General features: G+C 71.8%; 19 protein-coding genes. 6 read left to right on the forward strand and 13 right to left on the reverse strand.

The window, feature by feature from the left end; genetic code table 11:
• Positions 1–253: 253 nt before the first annotated feature.
• Positions 254–1,525, forward strand: coding sequence for a PTS transporter subunit EIIC (locus tag C7C46_RS07825; protein ID WP_110667145.1), 1,272 nt, complete (start codon positions 254–256; stop codon positions 1,523–1,525).
• Positions 1,526–1,586: 61 nt separating this feature from the next.
• On the opposite strand, the gene C7C46_RS07830 is transcribed toward C7C46_RS07825, so the two are convergent.
• Positions 1,587–2,333, reverse strand: coding sequence for an MBL fold metallo-hydrolase (locus C7C46_RS07830; RefSeq protein WP_110667147.1), 747 nt, complete (start codon positions 2,331–2,333; stop codon positions 1,587–1,589).
• Positions 2,334–2,499: 166 nt separating this feature from the next.
• Positions 2,500–2,694: a MerR family transcriptional regulator gene (locus C7C46_RS07835; protein WP_110667149.1), complete on the reverse strand. Its 195-nt coding sequence runs from the start codon at positions 2,692–2,694 to the stop codon at positions 2,500–2,502.
• A gap of 155 nt (positions 2,695–2,849) precedes the next feature.
• On the opposite strand from C7C46_RS07835, the gene C7C46_RS07840 reads away from it, so the two are divergent.
• Entirely contained in the window at positions 2,850–3,305 is a 456-nt protein-coding gene (locus tag C7C46_RS07840) for a type II toxin-antitoxin system PemK/MazF family toxin (protein WP_110667151.1), read from the forward strand.
• 16 nt (positions 3,306–3,321) lie between these two features.
• Here C7C46_RS07840 and C7C46_RS07845 read toward each other — a convergent pair whose 3' ends face one another.
• From C7C46_RS07845 to clpS, 6 genes are all read right to left on the reverse strand, one after another.
• Positions 3,322–4,290, reverse strand: a complete 969-nt coding sequence (locus C7C46_RS07845; RefSeq protein WP_110667153.1) for a PLP-dependent cysteine synthase family protein — start codon at positions 4,288–4,290, stop codon at positions 3,322–3,324.
• Entirely contained in the window at positions 4,290–4,568 is a 279-nt protein-coding gene (locus C7C46_RS07850) for a MoaD/ThiS family protein (protein WP_110667155.1), read from the reverse strand. Before C7C46_RS07850 ends, C7C46_RS07845 begins: the two co-directional genes overlap by 1 nt.
• Before the next feature lie 130 nt (positions 4,569–4,698).
• Positions 4,699–4,803: a putative leader peptide gene (locus tag C7C46_RS37530; protein WP_324606693.1), complete on the reverse strand. Its 105-nt coding sequence runs from the start codon at positions 4,801–4,803 to the stop codon at positions 4,699–4,701.
• 126 nt (positions 4,804–4,929) lie between these two features.
• Entirely contained in the window at positions 4,930–5,352 is a 423-nt protein-coding gene (locus C7C46_RS07855) for a M67 family metallopeptidase (protein WP_110667157.1), read from the reverse strand.
• A gap of 46 nt (positions 5,353–5,398) precedes the next feature.
• Positions 5,399–5,974: a DUF2017 domain-containing protein gene (locus tag C7C46_RS07860; protein WP_110667159.1), complete on the reverse strand. Its 576-nt coding sequence runs from the start codon at positions 5,972–5,974 to the stop codon at positions 5,399–5,401.
• Between the two features lie 83 nt (positions 5,975–6,057).
• Positions 6,058–6,351, reverse strand: coding sequence for an ATP-dependent Clp protease adapter ClpS (gene clpS, locus C7C46_RS07865; RefSeq protein WP_035848862.1), 294 nt, complete (start codon positions 6,349–6,351; stop codon positions 6,058–6,060).
• A 139-nt stretch (positions 6,352–6,490) separates the two neighbouring features.
• Here clpS and C7C46_RS07870 point away from each other — a divergent pair, with 139 nt between their 5' ends.
• Together C7C46_RS07870 and C7C46_RS07875 are read left to right on the forward strand one after the other, a co-directional pair.
• Positions 6,491–7,846 (forward strand): nicotinate phosphoribosyltransferase, encoded by a 1,356-nt coding sequence (locus C7C46_RS07870; RefSeq protein WP_110667161.1) that lies wholly within the window; start codon positions 6,491–6,493, stop codon positions 7,844–7,846.
• A 79-nt stretch (positions 7,847–7,925) separates the two neighbouring features.
• Positions 7,926–8,513, forward strand: coding sequence for an isochorismatase family protein (locus C7C46_RS07875; protein ID WP_110667163.1), 588 nt, complete (start codon positions 7,926–7,928; stop codon positions 8,511–8,513).
• Positions 8,514–8,575: 62 nt separating this feature from the next.
• Here the strand turns inward: C7C46_RS07875 and C7C46_RS07880 are convergent, their stop codons facing one another.
• Positions 8,576–9,616 (reverse strand): acetolactate synthase large subunit family protein, encoded by a 1,041-nt coding sequence (locus tag C7C46_RS07880; protein ID WP_110667164.1) that lies wholly within the window; start codon positions 9,614–9,616, stop codon positions 8,576–8,578.
• Between the two features lie 308 nt (positions 9,617–9,924).
• Between C7C46_RS07880 and C7C46_RS07885 the strand changes: the two genes are divergently transcribed.
• Both C7C46_RS07885 and C7C46_RS07890 read left to right on the forward strand, forming a co-directional pair.
• On the forward strand, positions 9,925–10,509 hold the full coding sequence (locus C7C46_RS07885; RefSeq protein WP_110667166.1) for a hypothetical protein: 585 nt from the start codon (positions 9,925–9,927) through the stop codon (positions 10,507–10,509).
• Between the two features lie 68 nt (positions 10,510–10,577).
• Positions 10,578–10,880, forward strand: a complete 303-nt coding sequence (locus tag C7C46_RS07890) for a hypothetical protein (RefSeq protein WP_110667168.1) — start codon at positions 10,578–10,580, stop codon at positions 10,878–10,880.
• A gap of 88 nt (positions 10,881–10,968) precedes the next feature.
• Here C7C46_RS07890 and C7C46_RS07895 read toward each other — a convergent pair whose 3' ends face one another.
• From C7C46_RS07895 to C7C46_RS34855, 4 genes are all read right to left on the reverse strand, one after another.
• Positions 10,969–11,352: a VOC family protein gene (locus tag C7C46_RS07895; protein ID WP_110667170.1), complete on the reverse strand. Its 384-nt coding sequence runs from the start codon at positions 11,350–11,352 to the stop codon at positions 10,969–10,971.
• A gap of 10 nt (positions 11,353–11,362) precedes the next feature.
• Positions 11,363–12,511 (reverse strand): S8 family serine peptidase, encoded by a 1,149-nt coding sequence (locus tag C7C46_RS07900; RefSeq protein WP_181442246.1) that lies wholly within the window; start codon positions 12,509–12,511, stop codon positions 11,363–11,365.
• Positions 12,512–12,573: 62 nt separating this feature from the next.
• Positions 12,574–13,959 (reverse strand): PPE domain-containing protein, encoded by a 1,386-nt coding sequence (locus tag C7C46_RS07905; RefSeq protein WP_110667174.1) that lies wholly within the window; start codon positions 13,957–13,959, stop codon positions 12,574–12,576.
• Between the two features lie 63 nt (positions 13,960–14,022).
• Positions 14,023–14,517 (reverse strand): hypothetical protein, encoded by a 495-nt coding sequence (locus C7C46_RS34855; protein ID WP_181442247.1) that lies wholly within the window; start codon positions 14,515–14,517, stop codon positions 14,023–14,025.
• Positions 14,518–14,816: the final 299 nt, after the last annotated feature.

Genomic DNA, 14,816 nt, shown 5'->3' on the forward strand with positions numbered 1-14,816 from the left:
CGGCGGCGCGGACGGGCCAGTACGTGCGCGATCGGGCAAAGGTGAGCTCGGTCACGGCGGGTAGCAGTGATCGTTAATCCTCAACAAGGTTTCGATTTCATAGCGCTTCCCACCTGCACCGCTATCCGGGGTTCCGACTCCCCTCGGGGGCGTGCTACAAAACTGGTCTACACCACTAGTGGTGTAGACCAGTTCGCGTATCGGCCCCGGCCCGCACCCCGCCCGACACGCCATGCCGTAAGGAACCACCCCCATGAGTACGACTGCGCAGGCACCGGCGCCCGCCGCGGCGCCCAGCCCGACGAAGAAGTTCGGCTCGGGCCTCTTCCAGGGCCTGCAGAAGATCGGCCGCAGCCTCCAGCTCCCGATCGCCGTGCTGCCCGCGGCCGGGCTGCTGCTGCGGCTCGGCCAGCCCGACGTCTTCGGCAAGGACGGCCTGGGCTGGGACAAGGTCGCCGCCGTGTTCAACGCGGCCGGCGGCGCGGTCCTGGACACCAAGTTCGGCCTGCCGCTGCTCTTCGCAGTCGGTATCGCCATCGGCTTCGCCAAGAAGGCCGACGGTTCCACGGCACTGGCCGCGGTGGTCGGCTACCTGGTCTTCCACAACGTGCTGACCGCCTTCCCGGTCGCGGGCAGCGTCACCGCCGCCCTCCCGGCCGGCAAGCCGCAGGACCCCGGGGTGCTGGGCGGCATCGTGATCGGTCTACTGGCCGCCGTGCTGTGGCAGCGCTACCACCGCACCAGGCTGGTCGACTGGCTCGGCTTCTTCAACGGCCGCCGCCTGGTCCCGATCATCATGGCCTTCGTCGGCACCGCGCTCGGCGTGCTCTTCGGCGAGTTCTGGGGACCGGTCGGCGACGCCATCAGCCACCTGAACAACACCATGATCAGCGCGGGTGCGCTGGGTGCCGGCGCCTTCGGCCTGGCCAACCGCGCGCTGCTGCCGATCGGCATGCACCAGTTCGTGAACTCCTACGCCTGGTTCTCGGCCGGTGACTTCACCAAGGGCGACGGCACCGTGGTGCACGGCGACCTGGCCCGCTACATCGTCGGCGACCCGACGGCCGGTCAGTTCATGTCCGGCTTCTTCCCGATCATGATGTTCGCGCTGCCCGCCGCAGCGCTGGCGATCGCCCACACCGCCCGCCCGGAGCGCCGCAAGGTCGTCACCGGCATGATGGTGTCGCTCGCACTGACCTCCTTCGTCACCGGGGTCACGGAGCCGATCGAGTTCGCCTTCGTCTTCATCGCCCCGGTGCTGTACGTGGCCCACGTGCTGCTGACCGCGCTGTCGATGGCGATCACCTGGGCGCTGGGCGTGCACCTGGGCTTCACCTTCTCGGCCGGTCTGATCGACCTGGTCCTCGGCTGGAGCCACGGTCACCACCAGTGGCTGGTGATCCCGATCGGCCTGTGCTTCGCCGCGGTCTACTACACCGTCTTCCGCTTCGCCATCGTCAAGTTCAACCTCAAGACCCCCGGTCGCGAGGACGAGGACGAGATCGAGGACGTCACCAAGGCGTGACGCTCCCGAACCTCGGCGCGGGGCCCGGTCCGACTGGACCGGGCCCCGCGCCGACGTCGGCTCACACCTCGTACACCGCACCGGCCTTCGCCAGCTCCACCGGCCCGGTGTAGGCCGCCTCGGCGTCGCGCAGGTTGCGCTGCGGGTCGGTCCACGGCGGGATGTGGGTCAGCACCAGGCGGCGGGCCCCGGCGGCGGTGGCGTGCTCGCCCGCCTCACGGCCGTTCAGGTGGATGGACCGGAAGGTCTCCTTGCCGTCGGTGTACGCGGCCTCGCAGAGGAACAGGTCGGTGTCCCGGGCCAGCTCCACCAGTTCGGGGCTCTCCCCGGTGTCCCCGGAGTAGACCAGCGAGCTGCCCCGGTGCTCGATCCGGAACGCGTACGCCTCCACCGGGTGGTTGACCCGGACCGCGCGCACGGTGAGCGGGCCGAGCGCGAACGGCTCGGCGGGCAGCGTGCGGAAGTCGAAGACCTCGGTCATGCCGGGCCGCTCGGGCATGTCGTAGGCGCGGGCCAGTCGGCCGGGGGTGTCGGCGGGGCCGTAGACCGGCAGCGGGTCGGGGCAGCCCTCCTGCCGGTAGTTGCGGGCCACCCAGTAGGCACACAGGTCGATGCAGTGGTCGGCGTGCAGGTGGCTGAGGGCGATCGCGTCCACGTCGTAGAGGCCGGTGTGGCTCTGCAGGGCGCCCAGCGCGCCGTTGCCCAGGTCGAGCACCAGCCGGTAGCCGTCCGCCTCGACCAGGTAGCTGGAGCAGGGCGATTCGGGCGACGGGAAGCTCCCGGAGCACCCCACCACTGTCAGTTTCATCCCGAGCCCCTCCGCCGGATCCAGGTCCCGCGCACGCCGGTTACCGCCGGGTACACCGGCGGGTAGCGGCAGCGGTCGCGGGTTCGAGGGTAAGGGCGGAGCGGCACTTTGCCCCCGTCCCCGTGCCGGGCTGTGGCTGGAATCACCAGAACGGGCCGGGGCCGCCTCAGCGGTGTCCGGGCCGCTTGCGGGCCCAGGCCCGGATGGTCTCGGGGTACCAGCGCGGGTGGCCGCCCGCGTCGACGAAGTCGGGGTCGGGCAGCAGCCCGTGCCGGCGGTAGGTGCGCACGGTGTCGGGCTTGACCCCGATGTGGCGGGCGATCTCCGGATAGGACCAGGCTTCGGTGCCGCGCTGGCTCATGGGCCACCTCCGTCGCTGCAGGCTGGGGCTTGCCCGACCAGCCTTTCCGCGCAGGGGGCGGGGCCGGCCCCGCGCTGGGCACCGTGGCGGTTCCGTGACGAACCGGCAGCCTGGAACGGATAAATCCTCGACTGTCACACCGGTACGGTCAGCACATGAATCTCTGGACCGAGGCCTTCGCCGCGCTGGGCATCCTGGTACTGGGCGGGCTCGCCTACTACGCGCTGCGGCGCCAGCAGTCGTCGGCCCCGGCGCCCACGCCGCGGCCCACCCGCTCGAGGCCGACCGGGAAGGTGCCGGCGCCGCAGGAGATCTGGTGGGCCGAGGTCCCGTTCGAGGACGGCCCGGGCAGCAAGGACCGGCCCTGCCTGGTGCTGAAGGTGCACGGCCGCACCGCCACCGTCGTCAAGATCACCAGCAAGCACCACGCCGAGCGCCCCGGGGTGCTGGCGCTGCCACCGGGCACGGTCGGCGACCACGAGGGGCGCACCAGCTGGCTGGAGACCGACGAGCTGCGCGAGGTGGCGCTGGGCTCCTTCCGCCGCCGCGTCGGCCCGGTGGACGCCGACACCTGGGCCCGCACCGAACGAGCGGTGCGGGCCCGGGACTGAGGGGGCTGAGGCGGGGTCAGGCCCAGAGCTGACCCTGCAGCAGCTCGACCGCCGCCTCGGTGCTGTCCGCGGTGTAGATGCCGGTGGACAGGTACTTCCACCCGGCGTCCGGCACCACGAAGACGATGTCGGCCCGCTCGCCGGCCTTGGCCGCGCGGCGGCCGACGCCGATCGCCGCGTGCAGGATGGCGCCGGTCGACACGCCCGCGAAGATGCCCTCCTCGGCGAGGAGTTCGCGGGTGCGCCGGACCGAGTCGGCGGAGCCGACGCTGAACCGGGTGGTGAGCACCTCGGCGTCGTACAGCTCGGGCACGAAACCCTCGTCCAGGTTGCGCAGGCCGTAGACCAGGTCGTCGTAGCGCGGCTCGGCCGCCACGATCTGCACGCCCGGCACCTTCTCGCGCAGGAACCGGCCGACCCCCATCAGGGTGCCGGTGGTGCCCAGGCCCGCCACGAAGTGGGTCACGGTGGGCAGGTCGGCGAGGATCTCGGGGCCGGTGCCGGCGTAGTGCGCACCCGCGTTGTCCGGGTTGCCGTACTGGTAGAGCATCACCCAGTCCGGGTGCTCGGCGGCCAGTTCCTTGGCCACCCGCACCGCGGTGTTGGAGCCGCCGGCGGCCGGCGAGGGGATGATCTGCGCGCCCCACATCCGCAGCAGCTCGCGCCGCTCCTCGCTGGTGTTCTCCGGCATCACGCAGACCATCCGGTAGCCCTTGAGCTTGGCCGCCATGGCCAGCGAGATGCCGGTGTTGCCGCTGGTGGGCTCCAGCACGGTGCAGCCGGGGGTGAGCCGGCCGTCCGCCTCGGCCCGCTCGATCATGTGCAGCGCGGGGCGGTCCTTGATCGAGCCGGTCGGGTTGCGGTCCTCCAGCTTGGCCCAGAGCGTGACCAGCCCGTCCTCGTTGCCGGGGACCTGGGCGGAGAGCCGGGGCAGCCGCACCAACGGGGTGTTGCCGACCGCCTCCAGCGGGGAGTCGTACCGCATCAGCGCGAGCCGCCGGCCACGGCGGGCAGGATGGTGACGCTGTCCCCGTCGGCGACGGCGGTGGAGATGCCCTCGAGGAAGCGGACGTCCTCGTCGTTCAGGTACACGTTGACGAAGCGGCGCAGCTCGCCGTTGTCCAGCAGGCGGTCGGCGATGCCCGGGTGGCGGACGTTGAGGTCGGCGATGAGCTCCCCGAGGGTGGCGCCGGTGCCGTCGACGGCCTTGGCGCCGTCGGTGTAGCTGCGGAGGATGGTCGGGATGCGGACCTCGGTGGCCATGGCTGTGCTCCTGGGCAGTGGTGGTGGGCCGCAGGGCGCGGCGGGGACTGGCGGTACGAAGGTGCTCGGCGGAACTGTGCTCGTCACAGTGGGCGCTGGTGCACTCGCCGACCCGGACGGGTCGGCGGGTTCAGGCGTCGGGACAGATCGCCGCGGCGTGCCGGCACAGGTCGATGTGCAGGCGCGCCACGAGGCGGATGCCCGGGGCCTGATTGCTCACATCGACGGAACGCATGGGCTCATCGTATAGATTCCCGCCCCGGTTCCTCCATGCCCATCTCGCGCCTCGGATGATTTCGTGTCGCATGCTGGGATCCACCGGGAGTGCGAGAGCCCGCCACCGGGGTGGCGGGCCCTCCGGTCAGGCGTCCACCACCTGCACGTCTTCCTCGGTGATCACACCATCCACGATGCGGAACGAGCGGAACTGGAACGGGTCCGCCGCGCCGTTGCCCTCGGCGGTGGAGACCAGCACGTAGTGCGCGTTCGGCTCGGAGGCGTAGCTCACGTCGGTGCGCGAGGGGTAGGCCTCGGTCGCGGTGTGCGAGTGGTAGACGACCACCGGCTCCTCGTCCCGGTCGTCCAGGTCGCGGTAGAGCTTGAGCAGGTCGGCCGAGTCGAACTCGTAGAAGGTGGGCGAGCGGGCCGCGTTGAGCATCGGCACGAAGCGCTCGGGGCGGTCGGTGCCGGCCGGGCCGGCGACGATCCCGCAGGCCTCGTCCGGGTGGTCGGCGCGGGCGTGGGCGACGATCGCGTCGTGCAGCTCTCGGGAGATGGTCAGCATGCGGCCAGGATAGGCGCCGGCACCCACCGCCCGGCCCAGCCGTCCGTCAGCCGGTCATCGCCTCCAGCAGCGACTCCTGCATCGCGCCAAGCCACAGGTAGGCCATCACCAGCGGCTTGCGCTCGTCGGAGTCCGGCAGGTCGTAAAGGCCCTGCTCGTCCTCCTCGGTGACGTCCAGTCGGGCGCCCAGGGTCAGCCGCAGGTCGTTGAGCGCGCCGAGCCAGCGCGGGCACTCCTCGACCCCCGGCCGCAGCACGCCGGGCCCGCCGCCCAGGGTGTCCAGCGCGCGCACCACCGCGAGCGCGTCCTCGCGCTTCCTGGCCCGCAGGTCGAGTTCGGTGTAGCGGCGGAACTCACCGGCGAAGGCCTTGGTCTGCGCGTCCACCGGCTGCCCGGGCTCGCCGTAGGCATCCGGGAAGAGCCTGGCCAGCGCCGGGTCGCTGGGCGCCTCGGTCGGGCCCTCGGCGAACAGCGCGGCCAGCGGGTCCGCGCTCTCACCGCCCGGGCCGGGGCCGATCAGCTCCAGCATCTGGACCTCCAGCGAGCGCAGGATCGCCGCCTCGACCTCCTCCAGCGCGATCGCCGCACCGCCGTCGCCGGTCCGCTCGAACAACCCAGCCATAGTTCTGACAACCGTCCCGGTTCGCGTGTCTGTCGATCGGTCAGGCGCGCCGCGACCCGTTGCCGCGGCGGCGCGGGTGCAGCTCAGTCGTGCTGCAGGGTGGCCCACAGGCCGTAGCCGTGCATCGCCTGGACGTCCCGCTCCATCTCCTCACGGGTGCCGCTGGAGACCACCGCCCGGCCGCGGGTGTGCACGTCCATCATCAGCTTGCGGGCCTTCTCCTTCGGGTAGCCGAAGTAGGCCTGGAACACGTAGAGGACGTAACTCATGAGATTGACCGGATCGTTGTGCACGATGGTCACCCACGGAGTGTCCGGCTCCGCCACCGGAAGGCTCTCGGCCTCGGGGCGTTCGATCTCGGCCGGCGCGACACTCACGGCTGGCTCTCCTCACGGCGGTGCTCGACTGATCCTCTGACCTCCCATGCTGCCATCCGGGGGACCTCGGAGCGATTCCGACCCGGCCGTCGACACGGAAATCGTCAAACTGACGCTAAGTGGTAGTACCATCCTTCTTATGGACGCCCAGGCATTCGTGGCGGCGAAGTCCGCCCTGCCCACCTCGCCGGCAGCGGCTTCGACCGCGCTGCTCACCGACCGCTACGAGTTGACCATGCTGCAGGCCGCGCTGCGCAGCGGGGCGGCGCACCGCCGCTCGGTCTTCGAGGTCTTCACCCGACGGCTGCCCGAAGGTCGCCGCTACGGGGTGCTGGCCGGCACCGGCCGGGTACTCGACGCGGTGCAGAACTTCCGCTTCGACGCCGCCCAGTTGGACTGGCTGGCCGACCAGCGGGTGGTGGACGAGGCCACCCTCGCCTACCTGGCCGACTACCGCTTCGGCGGCGACATCCACGGCTACCCGGAGGGCCAGGTCTACTTCCCCGGCTCGCCGCTGCTCACCGTGGAGGGCAGCTTCGCCGAGGCCGTGCTGCTGGAGACGGTGATCCTGTCCATCCTCAACTACGACTCCGCGATCGCCGCCGCGGCCTCCCGGATGACGGCCGCCGCCGGGGAGCGGCCGTGCATCGAGATGGGCGCCCGGCGGGCCCACGAGACCGCGGCGGTGGCCGCCGCCCGGGCCGCCTACGTGGCCGGCTTCGCCGCCACCTCCGACCTTCAGGCCGGCTTCGCGCACGGGATCCCGACCACCGGCACCGCCGCGCACGCCTTCACCCTGCTGCACGACAGCGAGCGGGACGCCTTCACCGCCCAGCTGGCCTCGATGGGCACCGGCACCACGCTGCTGGTGGACACCTACGACCTGGCCGAGGCGGTGCGCACCGCCGTCGAGGTGGCCGGCCCGGGCCTGGGCGCGGTGCGGATCGACTCCGGCGACCTGACCCTGCTGGCCCACCGGGTGCGCCGCCAGCTCGACGAGTTGGGCGCCCGGGAGACCCGGATCATCGTCACCTCGGACCTCGACGAGTACGCCATCGCCGCGCTGGCCGCCGCCCCGGTGGACGGCTACGGGGTGGGCACCAGCCTGGTCACCGGCAGCGGCCACCCGACCTGCGCGATGGTCTACAAGCTGGTCGCCCGGGCCGGGTCGACCGAGGCCGACGCCCCGCTGGTGCCGGTGGCCAAGCGCTCGGCCGGCGCCAAGAGCAGCGTCGGCGGCCGCAAGTGGGCCGCCCGCCGCCCGGACGCCGACGGGGTGGCCGAGGCCGAGGTGGTCGGGACCGGCCCGCTGCCGGCCGAGCTCGCGCCGTTCGCGCTGCAGGTGCCGCTGGTCAAGGGCGGCGAGGTGGTCGGCCGCGAACCGCTGGCCGCGGCCCGGGCCCGGCACCTGCGCGCACGGGCCGAGCTGCCGCTGTCGGCCACCCAGTTGTCCAAGGGCGAGCCGGTCCTCGGCACCGAGCTGCGGCTGGGGTAGCCGGGGTGCCCGGCACTCCCTAGAGTGGCCCCACTCCCACCGAGAACCCGTTCCACCCAGACCAGCGAGGAAGCAAGCCATGCGCCGGGCCCTGATCGTCATCGATGTGCAGAACGACTTCTGCGAGGGCGGGTCGCTCCCGGTGGCCGGGGGCGCGGAGGTGGCCGCGGCGATCACCGAGCACATCGCCACCCACCGGCCGGAGTACGACCACGTGCTGGCCACCCGGGACCACCACCTGGACCCGGGCGCGCACTTCTCGGCCGAGCCGGACTACGTCGACAGCTGGCCGCCGCACTGCGTGGCGGGCACCGAGGGGGTGGGCTTCCATCCCAACTTCGCGCCCTCGGTGACCTCCGGCGCGATCGAGGCGGTGTTCGAGAAGGGGGCGCACGCCGCGGCGTACAGCGGGTTCGAGGGCTTCGACGAGCACGGCGGGCGACTGGCCGACTGGCTGCGCGAGCGGGAGGTCACGCAGCTGGACCTGGTGGGCCTGGCCACCGACCACTGCGTGCGGGCCACCGCGCTGGACGCGGTGCGGGAGGGGTTCGCGGTGCGGGTGCTGCTGGAACTGACGGCGGGGGTGGCCGCCGGGACCACCGCGGCCGCGCTGGAACAGCTGCGGGCGGCGGGGGTGGAGCTGACCGGCGAGCCGGTGCTGGGCTGAAGGCGGGGGCTGGGCTGAAGGCGGGGCGTGGGGGCGCGGGCCGGCGGGGGGGGGGGGGCGGCTCACTCGTGCGGGGTCAGCAGCTCCACCACGTCCTGGCCGCCCGCCAGGTGCGCCGCGTGCAGCTCGGCCGCCACGGCGCCCGGCTCGGCGGCCAGCCGCTCGCCGGCGACGTACACCACCCGCACCCCCAGGTACTCCATCCGGTGCTGTCCGGCCCGGGTCCAGGCCGCCTCGCCCTCGCTGACGCAGCGCAGCGCCGAGTCCACCTCGACCGCCACCGCCGCCCCGGGCCAGTACAGGTCAGGCACCGCAACGAAGGTGCCGCCGCGCATCCGCAGCTCGGGCTGGACCAGCGGCACCGGCAGCAGTTCCCCCGCTGCCAGTTCGAGCAGCTGACCCAGGACGAACTGGCGCTCGACAGCCAGCAGTTCGTCCATCGCCGCGCGGATCCGGGGGATCTCCACCAGGCACGCCTCGCGCAGTTCGGCGATCAGCTCGGTCGGGGTGCAGGCCCGCCGCCCGTCCGGGCCGGTGGCCGCCACCGCCTCGCGCAGCACCGAGCGCAGCAGCCGCGGGCCCAGCGCGCCGCTCTCCAGCGCCCCGTCCTCGGTCCACTCGCGCAGCGCGTCCGCCACCGCCCGGCCGACCGGCGCGCAGGCCAGTCCGTGCACCTCGCGGGCCTGGAGCTCGCGCGCGGTGCGCTGGATCCGCACCTCCCCCACGTCCCGCAGCCGGCGCTGCCGGGGCACCAGCACCTGCACCCCGGTGACCGCGGGCAGCCGCGGCACGGCGGCGAAGCCGTACAGCGCCAGCGCGGCCGCACCGGTGATCACCGCACCCTCGCGGTGGCCCTCCTGGCGCCCGTTCTGCGCCGCGTACAGCAGCGCCGCCCACATCCGCTGTTCGGGGGTAGGCGTGCCGGTCTGCAGCAGGTAGACCCGGGGCAGCAGGCGCTGCCAGGGGCCGCCGCGGCGGCAGTGCTCGCTCACCACCCGGGTCGGAACTCCGCGCGCCCGCAGCTGACTTGCCGTGATCACGTTCTGCTGCCGCCGGGCCAGCTCTTCGAGCGAGGGGGCGGCGGAGGGGATCTGGTAGCTCATGCGACAACCCTCCCCCGTCACCCGGTCGCCACAGCCCCAACCTGACGCACCGTTACGCAACCGTCGTCAAACCGGGACAGGCCCGCACTAAAGTCGCCATACCCTCACCCATTTGGAGTAATTGGGAGCAAAGTCATTGCAGATACGGTCAGCTGATGGTCGTTCTGGACCGCGCAGGTGGACGGCCATGACATTCGTCATGCGGCAATGGTGACCAGCCCCCACTGCCGGCCGGCCGATCCAGCAGGCATCATCGTGTTCACCGGGTGGGGCGAGGGGCCGCACCGGGATGATCGGGGGACATCGAAATGAGCACTGCCACGGGCGTCACCGCCTCGGATGCCGCTGCCACCGGCGGCACTGCCACCGAGACCGCCGCCGAGGCCCAGGACGCGGTCGGGCCGGCAGCGGAGGCCACCGGGGCGAAGGAGTCGCGCCAGGCCCGCCGGGAGCGCCGCCGCAACCGGCCCAAGGGGCTGGCCGCGGTCACCGAGCCGATCGAGGAGCTGCGGCTGCCGGTCTGGTACTTCGGCTTCGAGGCGGTCTTCGCCTCCGCCTTCGACCTGATCAAGGCCTACCCCGCCTGCTGGCCGGTGCTGGCGCTGCTGGTCCCGGTGAACCTGGCGGTCTCCTTCACCCTGCTGCGCAAGCGTCTGCGGCTGGCCGGGGCGCTGTGGCGCGGCAAGGAGACCCGCAAGCTCGCCATCGCCCTGCTGGGGCTGCGCGTGGGCAGCCACTTCGCGCTGAGCGCGGTCGGCGTCACGGTCACCGGCCGACTGGGCCACCTGGTCTTCGCGGTGGCGATGGGCGCGATCACCGTCTCCCTGCTCGCCTACACCCAGCGGACCGCTCTGCGGGCACTGGAGGCCTCCCGAGCCGCCGAGCAGCACTGACCGGGGCCGCCCGCGGGGGCGGGGTCCCTCGGCCCAACTCCCCTGCGAGCATTGCCTACCATCAGCACATGCCATATGACGAAACATCAGGTCTGAGCGCAGCACAGCTGCGCCTGGGCCGGCTGCCCGGCTACGTCCGGCGCCCAGACCCCGCCCGCCGGGCCGGCGAGCGGGGTTCGGCGTACAAGAAGGGCTGGGAGGTCCGCTTCACCGCCCGCAGCGAGGCGGAGATAGCCGAGATCCGCGAACTGCTCGTCGCAGCCGGATTCGTACCCGCCCGTCCGTTCTTCAAGGGTCAGCAACTCATTCAGCCGGTCTACGGCATGGCCGTGGTGCGCACCTACCTGGAGGCCCGCGAACTGGGCGTCTGACCGCCGACCGCCGACCGCCCACCGGTCGGCCCGTGGTCGTTGGCCGAGGAACGGTCTCGGTCAACGACCAGGGGCGGAGGGTGGGCGGTCACCCCTGGTGCGGCTCCAGGAACTCCAGGCGGTTGCCCAGCTTGTCGAAGGCGTAGCAACGATCGTGCCCCGGGAACTCCCCGTCCCACTGCACCGGGTGCCCGTGCGCCTCCAGCCGCTCCGCCAACGCGCGCAGCCCCCGCACCAGGATCCCCGGGTGCGCCTTGCGGGCCGGCACGAAGTCCTCCTCCACCCCCAGGTGCACCTCCAGGCCGCCACCCCGGAACCAGCAGCCCCCACGGGCCGCCAGTACCGGCGGCTTCTCCAGTTCGGTCATCCCCAGTACGCCGCCCCAGAACTCCCGGCACAGCGGCTCCGCCCCCGGCGGAACGGCGAGTTGGACGTGGTGCAGGCCGGAGAAGGCGATGGTGTCGTTCGTCATCCCACCCACCCTAGTGCGCCCCCGGTGCCTGCCGCCCCTTCCGCACCAGGAACCCCACCCCGGCCACCACCAGCGCGGCCACCACGCCCCCCGCCACGTAGAGCCACCCCGGCGTTCCCCCCGCCGCGCCCACCACGGGCACCGCCGAGGCCGCCACCGACTCCGGCGCCCCCTGCGACTCCACCCGGGCCAGCAGCGGATTGTCCCTGGGCCCGTCGTCCACAGCCGGATTCGCCGCCAACGACTTCGAAGGCGACGCGATCCCGTACCCGTACCGCTCGTTCGGGGTCACACTGCCGTCGGGAGGGGCAGCGGCACTGGTGATCATGCGACGGATCACCTGCCCGGCCGACAGGCTCGGGTACTTGGCCCGCACCAGCGCGGCGATGGCGGAGACGTAGGCGGTGGCGTCGGAGGTGCCGGTGGCGTAGCGGTAGTCGGTGGGGGATTTCGAACCGGCGTCCCGGATTTCCACGCCAGGTGCGACCACGGAGACCTCCGGCCCGCGGTCGGACTTCTCCCAGATGTTGCCCTTCCGATCGATCGCACCGACCGCGACCACCCCCGGAAACGCTGCGGGATAAGCAACCTCCGCACCAAGATTGCCGGATCCGGCTACCAGCACCACGTCATGAGAGAGCGCGTACTGAACTGCCGAGCGCGCATCCCGATCGGTTCGCAGTGCCGCTGCGAAGGACATGTTGACCACCTTCGCGCCACGGTCCACCGCATAACGGAGTGCCTCAGCGAACCTGAGCTCGGGCCCCGCGACCACTGTGTCTGCATCCCTGAGTCCTATCCGTACCGGAAGGATGCGAGCCTTCGGGGCAAGGCCCATAACGCCGGCCAGATCAGCGTGGCCATGGCCGGCAATCAGACTCGCCATAGCTGTGCCGTGACCCACGGCATCACGTTGGCCATTCGTGTTCTCGCCGGTGAAATCGGCACCCGGAAGTACCTGGCCAGTCAGATCCTGATGGTCTGCCAGTACCCCGGTATCCAGAACGGCGACGGTAACGCCTTCCCCCTCGCTGACCGGCCACACCTTGGTTGAGGCTTCGTAAGCTTGCAACGGCCACTGCTGATCCCTGATGTCGTCCGCGACAGCCGGGGCGGCCGCCAGCACCCACGTCAGCGCCCCGGCCGCGAGAACGGCCACGGCTCGCACCGGCCGACTGACCGCCATACCTGATGTCCCCCAACCTCGACGATCTCAGCCACTCATTCCACCACCCCTGGGCCAGGCAACTGGCCCGACACCCAGGTCCCCGAGTCCTCAACCAGGTACTCGGCCCGCACACCCTTCTTTCGCTTCCGGCGGCGCGATTCCTGGGGACTGACCGGCATCATCCCCACACCGGTCTCGGGTGACATGGCCGCACGGTCCTGCGCCAGGCGACTCCGCGCGCCGAGACCGGTGCCACCCTCGGTGAAGGCTTCAGATGTGCCACCGGCATATCGTCCGACCGGGCCAACCTCCGCACTCCCGATGGCGCCACCTGGTTGCCGCGCTCTCGGCCCTGGTCCTCGCTCGCCGCCAGTCAACTCCCGTTCGGGGAACTGTTTCCGGGGTCCGCCGCCGCGCCACCCGGCGCTGTTCCGGAACTCGGGGATCCCAGGAACAGGCTGTCCCACCGAACCGCTGAATCGCATCGGCGTGCGAACGTCAGGCAGACTCCCCGTCCCCGTCCCCGTCCCCGTTCCCGGCGACTGCGGCAGCTGAACTGACGATGGGCCAGTGGCTGCTGGCCCAGTGCCCATCCGGGTGACGCTGTCCAGTGCCGTGCCATCCGTGCCGGCTCCGAGCAACTGACTCATGTCCGTGGGGGCTGCAGGGGCGCCAACGGCCGTCGACTGGGGCAGTCTGGGCGCCGGAGCCGCGACACCACCAACGATCCCGGGCTCTCTACCAGTTGCACCGCCCGAGCCGCCGAGGCGCGCGGGCGCAGCGCGACGAGCCGCAACTGCCGGCTGCGTGGCCGGCGCCACCGCGATCGCACCACCAAGTGCTCCCAGGCCTGCGCCCATGACCAGTGCACTCATCGCAGCACCAACTGATGGGTCCGGCGGCGGAACCTCATCCTCAATCCCCGGTGGCGGTGGCGGCTTCAGCACCCTCGCCGCCACGCGGTACTTGTTCGCCAAGGTCTGCATCACCGCGACCGCCTGGGTCTTGCGTTCGTCGGCGAGGGGGATCTGGGTGCTGTCGCTGCGGTCGCCGATGGCGCTGTTCCAGGTGTCGGAGATCGCGTTGCCCATCTGGTCCCAGAAGTCGGGTTCTTCGGGCATGTCGTGCTTGGCCTGGTCCATGGCCTCGGACATCAGTTTCAGGGTGTTCGCGGCGTCGTTGGCGTAGGCGGCGGTGTTGTTGACGCTGTTGGTGAGCTTGGTCATCGCCTCGTAGAAGGCGTCGCTGCTGGCGCCCTCCCAGGAGTCCACGGCTGCTCCGGAGGCCGCGCCGAGGGCGGCGCGGATCTGCTTCAGGACGTCGGAGGCCCGCCGCCAGGGGTCGCTCGCGGACATGACGTCGCCCGAGTTGAGCGCCTCGGCCATGGCGCGCAGTTGGCCGTGGCTGTAGTGGTTGAAATCGGTGACCCCGCTGCTCACGATCGCCCCTCGCCCTTCCTGCCGGTCTGCTCGTCTGCCCTGCTGCCTAGCTGCGCTGACGGGTCACCAGGTGGGCAGTGCGGTCCCGCCGCTCGGCGCGCCCTTGTCCGCCGCCACCGTGCGCACCTTCGGTGGCGGGGCGGCGGGCGGGCTGGCGGGGGTGCCCAGCGACCAGCCGTCCGGACTCACCTTGAGCCGTTGAGCGGTGTGGTGCTCCTGCTCCTCGTAGCCGGTGGCGGTGAGGTCGGCCTTGCGCTGGGCCTCGTCGATGGCGGCGTGCAGGGCGGTGAGGACGTCGCGCAGGCCGTCGCGCATCATGTCGTACTGGTCGTGCAGTGCGGTCGCCTCCGCGAACTCGCCGAAGGAGCCGCGCCCGACACCCGACTTGGTGTGGGTGGCCGGACCGTCGGCGCTCTGCTGGAACTCCTCCAGCAGTCCGCGCACCTGGCCCGCGAAGGTCCGCAGGCCCGCCACCTCGACGCGGTAGCCGATGCCCGCGCCCGTCCCTGCACCCGTACCCGCGCCCCTACCCGCGCTGCTGCTCCCCTTGCCCGCCACGTCGCCGTGCCTCCCCAGCCGTCGTCAGGTCCAGATCCACGTCCAGGTGTTCAGCCTTCCCGAGGCTGCCGACCATTCAACGCAACGCCCACCCCTGCTGTCCACTACGCACCGTGCTGGTACGACCACAAGAGTGGATCTTCCTGGCACGCTTGCCGGCACGCTCGAGGCTGACGGCCGGCAACCTCAGCCAGTGGTCGGACAACCATTCCGGGCCAAGCCGTCCTGTTGCGTGCGGCCTACCTGATCACGGGCGATCCGCACCTGGCGCACGATCTCGTTCAGAGCGCCCTGGCGCC

The organism is Streptomyces tateyamensis (genome assembly GCF_003205575.1).
Classification (GTDB): Bacteria; Actinomycetota; Actinomycetes; order Streptomycetales; family Streptomycetaceae; genus Kitasatospora; species Kitasatospora tateyamensis.

Excerpts from the sequence above, each read along its gene's own strand:
- C7C46_RS07840 (WP_110667151.1), top strand. The coding sequence starts at position 2,850 with ATGAATCTCTGGACCGAGGCCTTCGCCGCGCTGGGCATCCTGGTACTG.
- C7C46_RS07880 (WP_110667164.1), bottom strand. The coding sequence starts at position 9,616 with ATGAGCTACCAGATCCCCTCCGCCGCCCCCTCGCTCGAAGAGCTGGCC.
- C7C46_RS07860 (WP_110667159.1), bottom strand. The coding sequence starts at position 5,974 with ATGGCTGGGTTGTTCGAGCGGACCGGCGACGGCGGTGCGGCGATCGCG.
- C7C46_RS07870 (WP_110667161.1), top strand. The coding sequence starts at position 6,491 with ATGGACGCCCAGGCATTCGTGGCGGCGAAGTCCGCCCTGCCCACCTCG.
- C7C46_RS07825 (WP_110667145.1), top strand. The coding sequence starts at position 254 with ATGAGTACGACTGCGCAGGCACCGGCGCCCGCCGCGGCGCCCAGCCCG.
- C7C46_RS07830 (WP_110667147.1), bottom strand. The coding sequence starts at position 2,333 with ATGAAACTGACAGTGGTGGGGTGCTCCGGGAGCTTCCCGTCGCCCGAA.
- C7C46_RS07895 (WP_110667170.1), bottom strand. The coding sequence starts at position 11,352 with ATGACGAACGACACCATCGCCTTCTCCGGCCTGCACCACGTCCAACTC.
- C7C46_RS37530 (WP_324606693.1), bottom strand. The coding sequence starts at position 4,803 with ATGCGTTCCGTCGATGTGAGCAATCAGGCCCCGGGCATCCGCCTCGTG.
- C7C46_RS07835 (WP_110667149.1), bottom strand. The coding sequence starts at position 2,694 with ATGAGCCAGCGCGGCACCGAAGCCTGGTCCTATCCGGAGATCGCCCGC.
- C7C46_RS07845 (WP_110667153.1), bottom strand. The coding sequence starts at position 4,290 with ATGCGGTACGACTCCCCGCTGGAGGCGGTCGGCAACACCCCGTTGGTG.
- C7C46_RS07855 (WP_110667157.1), bottom strand. The coding sequence starts at position 5,352 with ATGCTGACCATCTCCCGAGAGCTGCACGACGCGATCGTCGCCCACGCC.
- C7C46_RS07875 (WP_110667163.1), top strand. The coding sequence starts at position 7,926 with ATGCGCCGGGCCCTGATCGTCATCGATGTGCAGAACGACTTCTGCGAG.
- C7C46_RS07850 (WP_110667155.1), bottom strand. The coding sequence starts at position 4,568 with ATGGCCACCGAGGTCCGCATCCCGACCATCCTCCGCAGCTACACCGAC.
- C7C46_RS07885 (WP_110667166.1), top strand. The coding sequence starts at position 9,925 with ATGAGCACTGCCACGGGCGTCACCGCCTCGGATGCCGCTGCCACCGGC.
- C7C46_RS07890 (WP_110667168.1), top strand. The coding sequence starts at position 10,578 with ATGCCATATGACGAAACATCAGGTCTGAGCGCAGCACAGCTGCGCCTG.